Source organism: Piezobacter thermophilus, from assembly GCF_055386745.1.
Genome location: NZ_AP042382.1, coordinates 91,740 through 104,918 on the forward strand (window position 1 = coordinate 91,740; position 13,179 = coordinate 104,918).

Consider the following 13,179-nt stretch of genomic DNA (forward strand, 5'->3'; position numbering starts at 1 on the left):
CGGACGGCGGAGGGTTTCACCAGCAGCGCGCGACCGGAGGAGCCGAAGCAATGACGGACGAGGCACCGGAACAGGGCAGGGCGGGCCGGTGGCGGCATGCGGTACCGGTCCTTCTGGGCCTGGGGCTGTTCGTGCTGGGCGTCGTGGCGCTTTACCGGATGCTCAGGCCGGTGCGGGCCGAGGACATTTTCGCGCAGGTCCACGCGACCCCCTGGGCCACGCTTGCCGGAGCCGGAGCGGCGACCTTCCTCGCCTATGTGGCGCTGATCGGTTACGACTGGTCGGCGCTGCGCTACCTGGGACGGAAGATCCCGCTGCGCATCGTCGCCGTCGGCGGGTTTCTGGGCTACAGCTTCGGCAACACGGTGGGGGTGGCGATCCTGTCCGGGGGGGCGGTGCGCTATCGCATCTACTCGGCCTTCGGGCTCAATGCGTTCGAAGTGGCCACCGTCTCGACCTTCGTGGCGCTGGCCTTCGGTTTCGGCATCACCGTGGTCGGGCTGGGCGCGCTGGCGCTGCAGCCCGACGCGCTGGCCTCGATCCTGCCGCTGTCGGCCATGGCGACGCGGCTGTGGTCGCTGGCCGGAATGGGGGCGCTGGTGGGGGGGCTCGCCTGGCTTTCGGTCACCGGCAAGACCCTGCGCATCCGCGGCTTCGAGCTGTCCGCGCCCAGCCCCGGCATCCTGTTCGGGCAGCTCGGCTTCACCCTGGCCGACACCGCCATGGCGGCGCTGACGCTCTACCTGCTGCTGCCGCCGGGCGCGCCGGGCTTCGTGCCCTTCCTGGCGCTGTTCTCGGCGGCGGTGATGATCGGCGTGCTCAGCCATGTGCCCGGCGGGGTGGGCGTGTTCGAAACCGCCGTGCTGGCGGCGATGCCCGCGGATGTGCCGCTGGAGCATGTGGCGGCCGCGCTGCTGCTTTACCGGGTGATCTATTATTTCGTGCCCTTCGGGCTGGCGCTGGCCTTCGTGGCCATGAACGAGGCCCGCCTTGCCGGCGGCGCGATCACCCGGCTGCTGGGCGACGTGCCCGAGCCGCTGCGGCCGGTGCTGCGCTCGGCCATCTCGGCGGCGCCGGCGCTGGCCGGGCTGACCGCCTTCGGGCTGGGAAGCTACCTGCTGCTGGCTTCGCTGATGCCGTCGGTGAGGCCCGACGAAATCGCCCCCGACGACCTGCTGGCCGCCATCCTCCTGGAGGGCGGGGCGATCCTGTCCGCAGTGCTGGGCGTGCTGCTGCTGATCCTCTCGCAGGGGTTGGCGCGGCGGGTGTCGGGGGCATTCTGGCTGACCCAGGTGGCGCTGGTCATCGGCGCGGTGGCGGCGCTGCTCAATGGACGCGACGTGGAAAGCGCGCTGCTGCTGTTCGGAGCGGCGCTGGTGCTGGCCCCGTTCCGGCGCGAATTCCACCGCTCGGCGCGGCTGACACGCGGGGTGTTCAGCCCCGGCTGGGTGATCCTCGTGGCCGGGCTGGTGGCTGGGGCGACCACGTTCTTCTTCTTCATGCACGAGGTAACGCCCTATTCCATCGGCAGCTGGGTCGAGTTTTCCAGCGCCGCGAACACGCCGCGGGCGTTGCGGGCGGGGCTGGCGGCATCGGCGTTGCTGCTGGCGGCGACCGTCTGGATCGCAACCCAGCCCGCGCGGGCCCACAGCCGCGCCCCCACCGCCGATGCCCTGGGTCGGGCCACCGACATCATCGCCCGCCAGGACGATCCCGGTGCCAACCTCGCCCTGAGCGGGGACAAGGCGCTGTTTTTCAGCGACGGCGAGGATGCGTTCGTGATGTACGCGACGCGGGGCAACCGCTGGATTGCCCTTGGCGACCCGGTCGGCCCAGACCGTTCGGTGGCGTCCCTGTCCTGGGCCTTCCTGGAAGAGGCCTATGGCAATTCGGCGCGGCCGATCCTGCACCAGATCTCTGACCGTTACCTGTCGCTGTGGGTCGAAATGGGGTTTTCGGTGCACAAGATCGGCGACGAGGCGGTTGTGCGCCTGCCCGGTTTCTCGCTTTACGGCACCGGGCTCGAACCCCTGCGCCACATGCACGCGCACGCGCGACAGGACGGGTTGCGCGCCGAGATCCTCGACCCGCCCCACGATCCCGCCCTGTTTGCCGAGCTGAAGGCGGTCGCGGATGAGGGGCCGGGCGGCGGAGCCGGGCGCGAGGCGGGATTTTCGGTCGGGCGGTTCGACCCGGGATATCTGAGTCGCTTCCCCGTCGCGGTCATTCGGCGCCAGGGTCGGGTGGTGGCCTTTGCCAACCTGCTGACGGCGGGGCAAGGGCGGCGGGTCGCGATCGACCTGCTGCGCCATCTGCCCGGGCAGGATGCGCAGCACGTCATGGCATTCCTGTTCACCGAGGCGATCCTGCACTTTCGCCAGCGGGGCGCGCAGGAGTTCAGCCTCGGACTTGCGCCGCTGGCGGGTTTCGAGGCCCGCCGCGGCACGCGGCTGTGGAACCGTTTCGGCGCGGTGCTGTTCCGCCACGGAGGCGCTTTCCCCGATTTCGAAAGCCTGCGCGCCTTCAAGCAGACATTCCGGCCCGAATGGCGGGCGCGTCACATCGCGGTGCCGCCGGGGGTTCTGCCGCTGGTGGCGCTGCGTGACGTGGCGATGCTGATCGCCGCGGATGCATCACCGGCGCGGACATCTTTTCGGCGCCGGTGATTGTGCCTGGATCATGTTGCGTTCATTCACATTCACACGACATGCTCCAGCCCCTTGTTTTCGCATGTCCGGGAAGCTCAAAACCGGTTCCCACTTTTGAGCGACATGCTCTAGACTGCGCGCAGTTCGAAAAGAACAAACTCCGGTAACGAAAGGAAACGAGCAGGTGAAACAGGCAATGAGGAAAAGTCTGTCAGCCGCGGCAATCGCGGCGATGCTGGGCGCGGGATCGGCGGTCACGGCGGGCTCCACCTTCCAGAAGGTGGGTGATGTGCTGCAGGTGGTCATTCCCGGCGCGGCCGCGGTCTGTTCGGTCCGGCAGGACGATCTGGCCCCCTTCGCCGGGCGGCTGGCGGGCCAGATCGTGACCACGCAGGCGCTCAAGCACGGGCTGGGAAACAGGTCGATCAACCGCCGCCCGAACGGAGAGTCGAAGGGGTTCCCCTCGGGTCACACGGGGGCGGCGTTCTACGGCGCAAGCTACCTGTCACGCCTCTGTCTGACCACGCCGGGTCAGAGGACGGTGGCCTATGGGCTGGCGGCGCTGGTCGGAGCCTCGCGAATCCAGAGCGACAAGCACGACCTGACGCAGGTGGCGGCCGGGGCGCTTCTGGGGGTCATGTTCGACAGGGTCGATGTAAGCTGGGACGGCAACCGGCTGGGCATCGGCTGGCGGCGCGACTTCTGACCGCTCTGCCGGGTGCCGCGCGGGCCATCCGATCCCGTCATGACCTTGCCGGAGAACGCCATCAAACGAAGGAATCTTGCGTCCGGCCCTTGAAATCCGCCCGCTGACGGTGGAAACCGCTGGCAAGGGCCGGCCCGCACCGGCGCACAGACGAGGAGCCCAGACCATGCCGCACTACCGATCCAGACGATCCACCCATGGCCGCAACATGGCCGGAGCCCGCGGGCTGTGGCGCGCCACCGGCATGACCGACGCCGATTTCGGCAAGCCGATCATCGCGGTGGTCAACTCCTTCACCCAGTTCGTGCCGGGCCATGTGCATCTGAAGGATCTCGGCCAGATGGTGGCGCGCAAGATCGAGGCCGCCGGCGGCGTCGCCAAGGAGTTCAACACCATCGCCGTCGATGACGGCATCGCCATGGGCCATGACGGGATGCTCTATTCCCTGCCCTCGCGCGAGATCATCGCCGATTCGGTGGAATACATGGTCAACGCCCATTGCGCCGATGCGATGGTGTGCATCTCCAACTGCGACAAGATCACGCCGGGCATGATGATGGCGGCGATGCGGCTGAACATCCCGACCATCTTCATCTCGGGCGGGCCGATGGAGGCCGGCAAGGTCACCGTGGGCGACCTGGATCGCGCGGTCGATCTGGTGGATGCGATGATCGCCGCCGCCGATGACAGCTATACCGACGACGAGGTGCGCCAGTTCGAGGAGAACGCCTGCCCCACCTGCGGGTCGTGCTCGGGCATGTTCACCGCCAATTCGATGAACTGCCTGGCCGAGGCGCTGGGGCTGGCGCTGCCGGGCAATGGCTCGATGCTGGCCACCCATGCCGACCGGAAGGGGATGTTCCTCGAAGCCGGGCGCCGCATCGTCGAGATCACCAAACGCCACTACGAAGGGGACGAGCCCGGCTTCCTGCCGCGCGAGATCGCCACCCGCGAGGCCTTCGAGAATGCCATGAGCCTCGACATCGCCATGGGCGGGTCCACCAACACGGTGTTGCACCTGCTGGCCATTGCCCATGAGGGCGAGGTGGATTTCACGCTGGCCGACATCGACCGGCTCAGCCGCAAGGTGCCGGTGCTGTGCAAGGTGGCCCCCTCCAAGCCGGACGTGCACATGGAAGACGTGCACCGCGCCGGCGGCATCATGGGCATCCTGGGCGAGATGCAGCGCGCCGGGTTGCTCCACGGCGACGCGCGCACGGTGCATTCGGACACGCTGGCGCAGGCGCTGGCGAAATGGGACGTGATGCAGACCAACGACCCCGAGGTCGAACGCTTCTACCGCGCCGCGCCGGGCGGAGTGCGCTCGCTTGAGGCCTTCAGCCAGTCCAACCGCTATGCGGAGCTGGACCGCGACCGCGAAACCGGCGTGATCCGTTCGGCCGCACACCCGTTCTCGGCCGATGGCGGGCTGGCGGTGCTCTACGGCAATATCGCCGAGCGCGGCTGCATCGTGAAGACCGCTGGGGTGGACGAATCGATCCTGAAATTCTCGGGCCCCGCAATCGTGTTCGAAAGTCAGGACGACGCCGTGAACGGCATCCTCACCGGCAAGGTCAAATCCGGCGATGTGGTGGTGATCCGCTACGAAGGCCCCCAGGGCGGGCCGGGCATGCAGGAGATGCTCTACCCCACCTCCTATCTGAAATCGAAGGGGCTGGGAAAGGAATGCGCACTGGTCACCGACGGGCGCTTCTCGGGGGCGACCTCGGGGCTGTCCATCGGCCATGTCAGCCCCGAGGCGGCCGAAGGCGGCCTGATCGGGCTGGTTGAGACCGGCGACATGATCGAAATCGACATCCCCGCCCGCCGCATCCACCTGGCCGTGGACGAAGAAACGCTGCAGGCCCGCCGCTCCGCCAGGGGGCCGCTGCCCTGGGGGCCGGCCGCGCCGCGCCCGCGGGCGGTGTCCACGGCGCTGAAGGCCTATGCGCTGCTGGCCTCCTCGGCCGACAAGGGCGGCGTGCGGATCCTGCCCGAAGGGCGCTGAGGCCGCCCGGGCCGTTCACCCCAGCGGCCCGGTGCGGAACAGCCGCACCTTCAGCCCGCCATGCGGCACCGGCGGGCCCTGCTCGACAAAGGGCAGGCCGGTGGCCCGCGCCAGCCCGGTATCGGAGCTCACCAGCCCGACCCGCCAGCCCGGGAACCCCTCGCGCAGCCGCGCCCCCAGCGTGGCGTAAAGCGCGAACAGAAGCTTGCGGTTGCCTAGGCGCGCGCCATAGGGCGGGTTGACCATGACCAGCCCCGGCGGCCCCTCCGGCGCCACCAGATCAGAGATCGCCTGACGGCGGAAATCGCACAGCTCCGCCACCCCCGCACGGGCGGCATTGGCGGCAGCCGCGCGCACGGCACCGTCATCGCGGTCATGGCCGTAGAACCGCACAGGCGCGGCTGGCGGCACACCCCCGACCCCGCCCTGCCGTATCTCCTCCCAGGCCCCGGCATCGAAGCCGGCCAGATGTTCGAAGGCAAAACCGCGCGCACGCCCCGGCGCCAGCCCCGCCGCCATCTCCGCCGCCTCGATCACGAAGGTGCCCGATCCGCACATGGGATCGAGAACCGGCTCCTCTCCGCACCAGCCGCAGCGCCGCAGAAACAGCGCCGCCAGCGTCTCGCGCAGGGGCGCCTTGCCCACCGCCACCTTGTATCCGCGCCGGTGCAGGCTCTCGCCCGAGCTGTCCACGCTCACGACCACCAGATCATCCTCGATCCGCACCTTGAGCCGCACCTGCGCATCGGCTGAAACCGGCGCGCCCAGCTTTTCGGCAATGGCCCGCTCGATTCGCTCCCGCGCCGCACCGGCATGATAGATGCGCGAGCGCCGACAGCTCACCTCGACCCGAACCGCCACGTCCGGGCGCAGCACCGCGCCCCAGGGAAACCGGCGCGCCCGCTTGTCCAGCTGCGCAAGATGAAAGGCCCGGAACGACCCGATCCGTACCAGAACCCGACTCGCGCCGCGCAGAACCAGATTGGCACGCCACACCTCCGGCCGGCCACCCCGGAACACGACACCGCCGGCCACGGCACGAACGCCGGCAAACCCGGCCTCACGCACCTCCTCGGCCAGAACCTCCTCCAGCCCCGGAGGCGCTACCGCAAAAATCTCCAGCGTCCCGCCATCACCCGCCATGATCCCCCCTTCCTCTTGCGAAAAATACTCCGGGGGGCGCGGGGGGCAGCGCCCCCCGCCCGATCCGCTCAATCCGCGGCCACCACTTCCTGCCGCTGACGGCCCAGACCCTCGACCTCCAGCTCCAGCACGTCGCCGGGCCGCAGGAAACGCTGGGGCGTCATGCCCATGCCCACACCCGAAGGCGTGCCCGTCGCAATCACGTCGCCCGGAACCAGCCGCATGAAGTTCGACATGTAGGCCACGATCCGTGCCACGCCGAAGATCATGTCCGAGGTGCTGGACTCCTGCATCACCTCGCCGTTCAGCGACAGCCGCAGCTCCAGCGCCTGCGGGTCCGGCACCTCGTCGGCCGTCACCAGCCACGGCCCGCAGGGGCCGAAGGAGGGCGCCGACTTGCCCTTCATCCACGTCCCCCCACGCTCGATCTGGAATTCGCGCTCGGACACGTCATTGATGACGCAATACCCGGCCACATGATCCAACGCCTCGTCCTCGCCAATGTAAAGCGCCTCGCGCCCGATCACCACGCCCAGCTCTACCTCCCAGTCGGTCTTGACCGAACCGCGCGGGATGACGACCGGATCGTCCGGCCCGCTCAGCGCGGTGGTCGCCTTGTTGAAGATGATCGGCTCCTTCGGCGGCGCGGCCCCGGTTTCGGCGGCGTGACGGGTATAGTTCAGGCCGATGCAGTAGAAATTCGGCACCCACCCCAGGCAGGGGCCGATGCGACCGGGATCTTCCACCAGCGGCAGCGAGGCCGGGTCGATCCCGCGCAAGGCCTCCAGCGCCTCCAGCGATACGCCGTCGCCGGCAAGATCGGCCGCATGCCCCGACAGGTCGCGGACATTGCCCTGCGCATCCAGCATTCCGGGTCTTTCCTGGCCCCGGGGCCCGAACCTGAGAAGTTTCATTTCCTGTCCTGTCCTCCTGTAAGCCGGTCGCCGCCGGTTTCGCAGGCTTCGCCCCCCGTGGTCAACCGCTCTTGCGCCGACCGGGCCGGAAAATCGCCGCCGGCCCAGGCGTCACCTTCGTGCCCGTGACGTGGGGTTCCTTGCAGTTCCCCATGGCAAATGCGGCCGGCGCGGTTAATCTGTTCACGATCTCACGGCATGATGAAGGAGGCGCCCCATGGATTTCGCCTATTCCCCAAAAACGCAGGAAATGCGGGAACGGCTGATCGCATTCACCGATGCCCATATCATCCCCCGCATCCGCCAGCACCACGAGGAAACCCAGGCGGGGAAATTCCCGGTTTCCTTCATGGAGGACCTCAAGGCGCTGGCCCGCGAAGAGGGGCTGTGGAACATGTTCCTGCCGGGCCTGCGCGATGACGAACCCGGAACCCGACTGAGCAACCTCGAATACGCCCCCTTGGCCGAGATCATGGGCCGGGTGCCGTGGTCGTCCGAGGTGTTCAACTGCTCGGCCCCCGACACCGGCAACATGGAGCTTCTGCACATGTTCGCCACCCCCGAACAGCGCGAGAGGTGGCTGATGCCGCTCTTGCGGGGCGAAATCCGCTCGGCCTTTGCCATGACCGAACCGGACGTGGCCTCATCGGACGCCACCAACATCACCACCTCGATCCGGCGCGAGGGGGACGAATACGTCATCAACGGGCGCAAGTGGTTCATCTCGAACGCCTGCCACCCGAATTGCCGGGTGTTCATCCTGATGGGCAAGACCGACCCCGATGCCGACCGCCACCGCCAGCAGAGCATGGTGATCGTGCCCCGCGACACCCCCGGCGTCGAGATCGTCCGCAATCCCACGATCCTCAACCACCACGCCCCCGAGGGGCATGCCGAAATCCTGTTTCGCAACGTTCGCGTGCCGGTGAGCAACCTCCTCGGCGAGGAGGGCGCCGGCTTTGCCCTGGCCCAGGCGCGGCTGGGGCCGGGGCGGATTCACCACTGCATGCGCTCGATCGGCGCGGCCGAACTGGCGCTGGAGCTGATGGTCGAACGCGCGCAGGAGCGCAAGACCTTCGGCAAATACCTCTCCGAGCAGGGGGTGGTGCGCGAATGGATCGCGAAATCGCGGATCGAGATCGAACAGGCCCGGCTGCTGGTGCTCAAGACCGCCTGGATGATCGACAATGTGGGGGCCAGGGCCGCGCGCAAGGAAATCTCGATGATCAAGGTGGTGGCGCCAAGCCTGCATACGCGGATCACCGACCGGGCGATGCAGCTGTTCGGGGCAATGGGGCTGACGCCCGACACACCGCTGGCCGATCACTACACCTGGGGCCGCGCGCTGCGCTTTGCCGATGGACCGGACGAGGTGCACCTGCAGGCGGTGGCGCGGCTGGAGTTGAAGGAAAGCAACCGCGGCAAGTCGATGGACTATCTCACGCCGCCGGAGCGGTAGAGCATGTCGCTCGAAAGTGGGCACCGGTTTCGCGCCCCCCGGACATTCGGCAGGCAAGGGCGTGCATGTCCCGTGAACGGGCATGAACGGATGTGTTCAGGCCCCGCACGCCCCCGCCACGCCCTCCGCACCGTCAGGCAAAGCCGATTTCGACCCGTCCGAAGGGGCCGAAATCGGCCTCGATCCGGGTGCCGGGCGGGCATTCGACGGGGCGGATGAAGCTGCCCGACAGGATCACCTGCCCGGCTTCGATCCGCCGGCCGTAACGGGCCAGGCGGCGGGCCAGCCAGACCACCCCGGCCACCGGGTCGCCCAGCACGCCGGCGCCCAGGCCGGTCTCTTCCACCACGCTGTCGCGGCTGACGATGGCGCCGGTCCAGCGCAGATCGAAGGCCTCCGGCGGGTGGCGCTGCGGCCCCGGCACATATCCCGCATTGGCGGCATTGTCGGCAATGGTGTCGCAGACATTGCGCGCCTGTCCGGTTTCGGGGTCGCGGCGCAGGATGCGGGTGTCGAGGATCTCCAGCACCGGTGCCACCTGCGCCGTCGCCGCCAGGACGTCCTCGCGCGTGACCCCCTCGCCGGCCAGAGGGGCGCGCATGAAAAAGGCGATCTCGGCCTCCACGCGGGGCTGGATGAAGCGCCCCGCCGGCACCACCGCGCCTGAGGCGAACTCCATGTCGTCAAGCAGTACCCCCGAATCGGGGGTCTCGATCCCCAGCGCCTGCTGCATGGCCCGCGAGGTCAGCCCGATCTTCCACCCCGCCACCCGCCGCCCCTGCGCGAGTTTCGCCGCCACCAGCGCCGCCTGCACCGCATAGGCGTCGTCCATGCTCATCTGCGGGTGCCGCCGCGACAGAAGGCCGATCTGCCGGCCCGTCGCCTCGGCCTCCAGAAGATCGGCGGCAGCGGTCGCGATTTCGGCCGCGCTCAGGGGCATTGCTCGTCCTCGACGGTATTGCGCAGGATGCCGATGCCGCTCACCTCGACCTCGACCACATCGCCGGGGGCCAGGAATTGCGGCGGGTCGCGCCGCGCGCCGGCGCCGGTGGGCGTGCCGGTGACGATGATGTCGCCCGGCACCAGCGTGGTGAAGGTCGAGATATAGGCGATCTGCGCGCGCACGGAAAACAGCATGTCGGCCACAGCCGCATCCTGGCGGACCTCGCCATTGACCCGCGTGGTGATGCGGGCGGCGTCGATCTGGGCCGGGTCGGTGAAGGGCACGATCCACGGCCCCATCGCCCCCGAGCGGTCCCAGTTCTTGCCCTGGGTGACGTTGAACTTGGCGTGCCGCACCCAGTCGCGAATGGTGCCTTCGTTGCAGATGGTCAGCGCGGCGATGTGGTCATAGGCGTCCCCGGGCGCGATCCGCCGCCCGCCGCGGCCGATCACCACCGCCAGCTCGCCCTCGTAATCCAGCATCCGGCTTTCGGGAGGGCGGATCAGCGGGCGCCCATGCCCGGTGAAGCTGCGCGCAAAGCGGGGAAACAGCGACATATGCGCGGGCTGGGTACTGCCGTCGCGATACTCGGCATTGCGATCGGGGAAATTGACCCCCACGCAGATGATCTTTTCCGGGTTCGTCACCGGGATTTCATGGACGAAGGCACCAAAGGGATGGGTGACCGCCCGCCCCGTCGCCGCCTGCTCCAGATCGGACAGCCCCCCCGCCGCAATCACCTCGCGCAGGCCGGGCCACTGAGGGAAATCCGGTGACAGGGCAATGAAACCGTCATCGACGATCGCCCCGTAAAGAAGGCTGCCGCCGACATTGCAACTGGCCAGGCGCACCGGCTCACTCCACCGGGAAGACGACATTGACCTGCCCGGTGCCGGACGAGGGGAAATACGCTGTCACCACCTCGCAGCGGCCGGCATATTCATCCCAGCCGAGCGCCCCGTACAGCATCGCCGTGTCATGCATCAGCCCCTCGCCATGGCACAGACGGGCATAGTCCGGCAGCATCTTCAGAAAGGTCGCATGATCGCCGCGCTTCCACATCTCCAGTACATGCAGATCCACCTGACGGTTGAACTCGGAACTGATGGTGAAGGTGCCGTTGTTCGGCCCGTAATCCCGGTTCGACCAGATCCGATGCGACAGCGACCCCGAAGCCAGCAGCAGCACCCGGCTGTCGCTTGCCTCGATCGCGGCCCGAATCGCCGCACCAAGAACACGGCTTTCCTCGTGGTCATGCACGCTGCACCAGGCGGCCACCGAAACCACCTTCATTTCATGTTCGCGCGACATGAAGCGCATCGGCACCAGCGTGCCGTATTCCAGCTCCAGACTGTCCAGATGATGGGCCAGAGTATGAACGCCCATCGCGGTCGCCTTCTCGGCAATGGCATCACCCAGCGCCGGGTTGCCCTCATATTCATAGGGCATGTCGCGAATGAACTGCGGAAACTCGTTCGAGGTGAACACGCCCCGGAACCGGGCATTGGCATTGACGTGAAACCCCGCATTTACCAGCCAGTGCGTATCGCAGACCACCACCGTATCGATCCCCAGATCCCGCGCCCGCCGCGCGATCTCCAGATGCCCGTCGATGGCCGCCTGACGGGTGCCCTTCAGCCGCCCCTCCTGCTCCGACAGCAGCATGGTCGGCACATGGGTCACCTTGGCAGCCAGAACCAGCTCTCCCATTTCCTCCTCCTCCGTCGCTCGGGCACCGCCCGCTCCTTCCTCTTGCCCCAAATACTCCGGGGTGTGGGGCAGAGCCCCACGAAAATCCGCCCCGCTCAGCCACCCGCCCCCAGCCGGGGGATGCGATGGCCGCCACGGGCAAAACCCACATGCTTCTGCTCCATGTAGAACTCGAAGCTCCAGTCGCCCCCATCGCGGCCGATGCCGCTGGCCTTGACCCCGCCGAAGGGCGTGGGCAGATGGCGGACATTCTCGGAATTGACCCAGATCATCCCAGCCTCCAGCCGGTCGGTGATGCGCAGGGCGCGGGAGAGGTTTTCGGTCCAGACATAGGCGGTGAGCCCGTAGGGGGTGCCGTTGGCGATGGCGAGGGCCTCGTCTTCGGTCGCGAAGCGCAGCGCCGTCAGCACCGGGCCGAAGATCTCCTCCTGCGCGATGGCCATGTGGGGCCGCGCGCCGGTGAACAGGGTAGGGCGGACGAAGAAGCCCGTTTTTCCCTCGCGGCGCCCGCCCGCGGCGATGGTGGCGCCTTCGGCGCGGGCCTTGTCGAAATAGCCCGTCACCTTGGCGAAATGACCCGCGTTGATCAGCGGCCCGATTTCGGTTTCCGGGTCGAGGGGATGGCCCACCCGGATGGCCTCGGCCCGCGCAGCCAGGCGTGTCTCGAAGTCGTCGGCGATGCTTTCGTGCACCAGCAGCCGCGAGGACGAGGTGCAGCGCTCGCCGTTGAGCGAGTAGATCATGAACACCGCCGCATCCAGCGCCCGGTCGAGGTCGGCGTCGTCGAACACGATCACCGGGTTCTTGCCGCCAAGTTCGAAATGCACCCGTTTGAGCGTGTCGGCGCCCTGGCGCATGATCGCGGCTCCGGTGCGGGATTCGCCCACGAAGGCGATGGCGCGGATCAGGGGGTGCTCGGTCAGGGCGCGGCCGGCCTCCTCGCCGAAGCCGTTGACCAGATTCCACACCCCCGCAGGCAGGCCGGCCTCTTCGGCGATCTCGATCAGGATCCGCGCGCTCAGCGGCGACAGCTCGGCCGGCTTGTGCACCACCGTGCAGCCCGCCGCCAGCGCCGGAGCGATCTTCCAGGTGCTCAGCATGAAGGGCGTGTTCCACGGCGTGATCACCCCCACCGGCCCGATCGGCACCCGGGTGGTGACGTTCATCAGCGTGGGCGAGGGCAGATTCTGCCCGTCCCGCGCCCGCGGTGCCATTTCGGCGAAAAAGCGGAAATTCTCGGCCCCGCGCAGCGCCGCCTTGGACATGAAGCGCAGCGCCTGCCCCGTATCCCAGCATTCGCACAGCGCGATTTCCTCGGCGCGGGCCTCGATTCCGTCGGCGATGCGCATGAGGATCCGCTTGCGTTCGGCCGCCGCCATGTCGCGCCAGGCCGGGAAGGCATCATGCGCGGCGCGGGCGGCGGCATCGATGTCCGCGGCCCCGCCACGGGCCACCGAGCAGATCACGCTTTCATCGACGGGCGAGATCGTCTCGAACACACCCGCCGCCCCGACACAGTCCTGCCCGCCGATGCGGTTGAGGATGCCGCCCTCGCGAAAACGGGAAAGATACCCGTTCAGCTTCTCGATGTTGCGGGCAAGATCGGACATGTGGGCTCCTGTCGCTGTCCCCGGGCCACCGGCCGTTC

10 protein-coding genes are annotated in these 13,179 nt (G+C 68.2%); 4 read left to right on the forward strand and 6 right to left on the reverse strand.

The genetic code is table 11. The features are described 5' to 3' along the window. Nucleotides 1-50 precede the first annotated feature (50 nt). The 3 genes from mprF to ilvD all read left to right on the forward strand — a co-directional run bounded on the left by mprF (nt 51) and on the right by ilvD (nt 5,362). Nucleotides 51-2,666: a bifunctional lysylphosphatidylglycerol flippase/synthetase MprF gene (gene mprF / locus ACZ5CM_RS16540; protein ID WP_464642756.1), complete on the forward strand. Its 2,616-nt coding sequence runs from the start codon at nt 51-53 to the stop codon at nt 2,664-2,666. A 178-nt stretch (nt 2,667-2,844) separates the two neighbouring features. Then, nucleotides 2,845-3,354 (forward strand): phosphatase PAP2 family protein, encoded by a 510-nt coding sequence (locus ACZ5CM_RS16545; RefSeq protein ID WP_464642758.1) that lies wholly within the window; start codon nt 2,845-2,847, stop codon nt 3,352-3,354. A gap of 166 nt (nt 3,355-3,520) precedes the next feature. Next, nucleotides 3,521-5,362, forward strand: coding sequence for a dihydroxy-acid dehydratase (gene ilvD / locus ACZ5CM_RS16550; protein ID WP_464642759.1), 1,842 nt, complete (start codon nt 3,521-3,523; stop codon nt 5,360-5,362). Nucleotides 5,363-5,377: 15 nt separating this feature from the next. Here ilvD and ACZ5CM_RS16555 read toward each other — a convergent pair whose 3' ends face one another. Further along, nucleotides 5,378-6,505 carry a THUMP domain-containing class I SAM-dependent RNA methyltransferase gene (locus ACZ5CM_RS16555; RefSeq protein ID WP_464642761.1) on the reverse strand — a complete coding sequence of 376 codons (1,128 nt, stop codon included), beginning with the start codon at nt 6,503-6,505 and terminating at the stop codon, nt 5,378-5,380. 68 nt (nt 6,506-6,573) lie between these two features. Next, entirely contained in the window at nt 6,574-7,419 is an 846-nt protein-coding gene (locus ACZ5CM_RS16560) for a fumarylacetoacetate hydrolase family protein (RefSeq protein ID WP_464642763.1), read from the reverse strand. Nucleotides 7,420-7,636: 217 nt separating this feature from the next. Here ACZ5CM_RS16560 and ACZ5CM_RS16565 point away from each other — a divergent pair, with 217 nt between their 5' ends. Beyond that, complete coding sequence (locus ACZ5CM_RS16565; protein WP_464642765.1) at nt 7,637-8,878, forward strand: acyl-CoA dehydrogenase family protein; 1,242 nt, start codon at nt 7,637-7,639, stop codon at nt 8,876-8,878. A 133-nt stretch (nt 8,879-9,011) separates the two neighbouring features. On the opposite strand, the gene hpaH is transcribed toward ACZ5CM_RS16565, so the two are convergent. The 4 genes from hpaH to hpaE all read right to left on the reverse strand — a co-directional run bounded on the left by hpaH (nt 9,012) and on the right by hpaE (nt 13,141). Beyond that, a complete protein-coding gene (hpaH, locus tag ACZ5CM_RS16570; protein ID WP_464642766.1) occupies nt 9,012-9,818 on the reverse strand; it encodes a 2-oxo-hept-4-ene-1,7-dioate hydratase in 807 nt (268 codons plus the stop codon). Next, the gene (locus ACZ5CM_RS16575; RefSeq protein WP_464642768.1) at nt 9,809-10,672 is read right to left on the reverse strand and encodes a fumarylacetoacetate hydrolase family protein; all 864 of its coding nucleotides are present in this window, start codon (nt 10,670-10,672) and stop codon (nt 9,809-9,811) included. The genes hpaH and ACZ5CM_RS16575 overlap by 10 nt, the downstream gene beginning before the upstream one ends. 4 nt (nt 10,673-10,676) lie before the next feature. Further along, on the reverse strand, nt 10,677-11,531 hold the full coding sequence (gene hpaD, locus ACZ5CM_RS16580) for a 3,4-dihydroxyphenylacetate 2,3-dioxygenase (protein ID WP_464642770.1): 855 nt from the start codon (nt 11,529-11,531) through the stop codon (nt 10,677-10,679). A 95-nt stretch (nt 11,532-11,626) separates the two neighbouring features. After that, complete coding sequence (hpaE, locus tag ACZ5CM_RS16585; RefSeq protein WP_464642772.1) at nt 11,627-13,141, reverse strand: 5-carboxymethyl-2-hydroxymuconate semialdehyde dehydrogenase; 1,515 nt, start codon at nt 13,139-13,141, stop codon at nt 11,627-11,629. Nucleotides 13,142-13,179: the final 38 nt, after the last annotated feature.

Bases quoted from the DNA above. Each gene is read 5' to 3' on its own strand.
- hpaD (WP_464642770.1), bottom strand. From the start codon at position 11,531: ATGGGAGAGCTGGTTCTGGCTGCCAAGGTGACCCATGTGCCGACCATG.
- hpaE (WP_464642772.1), bottom strand. From the start codon at position 13,141: ATGTCCGATCTTGCCCGCAACATCGAGAAGCTGAACGGGTATCTTTCC.
- mprF (WP_464642756.1), top strand. From the start codon at position 51: ATGACGGACGAGGCACCGGAACAGGGCAGGGCGGGCCGGTGGCGGCAT.
- ACZ5CM_RS16560 (WP_464642763.1), bottom strand. From the start codon at position 7,419: ATGAAACTTCTCAGGTTCGGGCCCCGGGGCCAGGAAAGACCCGGAATG.
- ACZ5CM_RS16555 (WP_464642761.1), bottom strand. From the start codon at position 6,505: ATGGCGGGTGATGGCGGGACGCTGGAGATTTTTGCGGTAGCGCCTCCG.
- ACZ5CM_RS16565 (WP_464642765.1), top strand. From the start codon at position 7,637: ATGGATTTCGCCTATTCCCCAAAAACGCAGGAAATGCGGGAACGGCTG.
- hpaH (WP_464642766.1), bottom strand. From the start codon at position 9,818: ATGCCCCTGAGCGCGGCCGAAATCGCGACCGCTGCCGCCGATCTTCTG.
- ilvD (WP_464642759.1), top strand. From the start codon at position 3,521: ATGCCGCACTACCGATCCAGACGATCCACCCATGGCCGCAACATGGCC.
- ACZ5CM_RS16545 (WP_464642758.1), top strand. From the start codon at position 2,845: ATGAGGAAAAGTCTGTCAGCCGCGGCAATCGCGGCGATGCTGGGCGCG.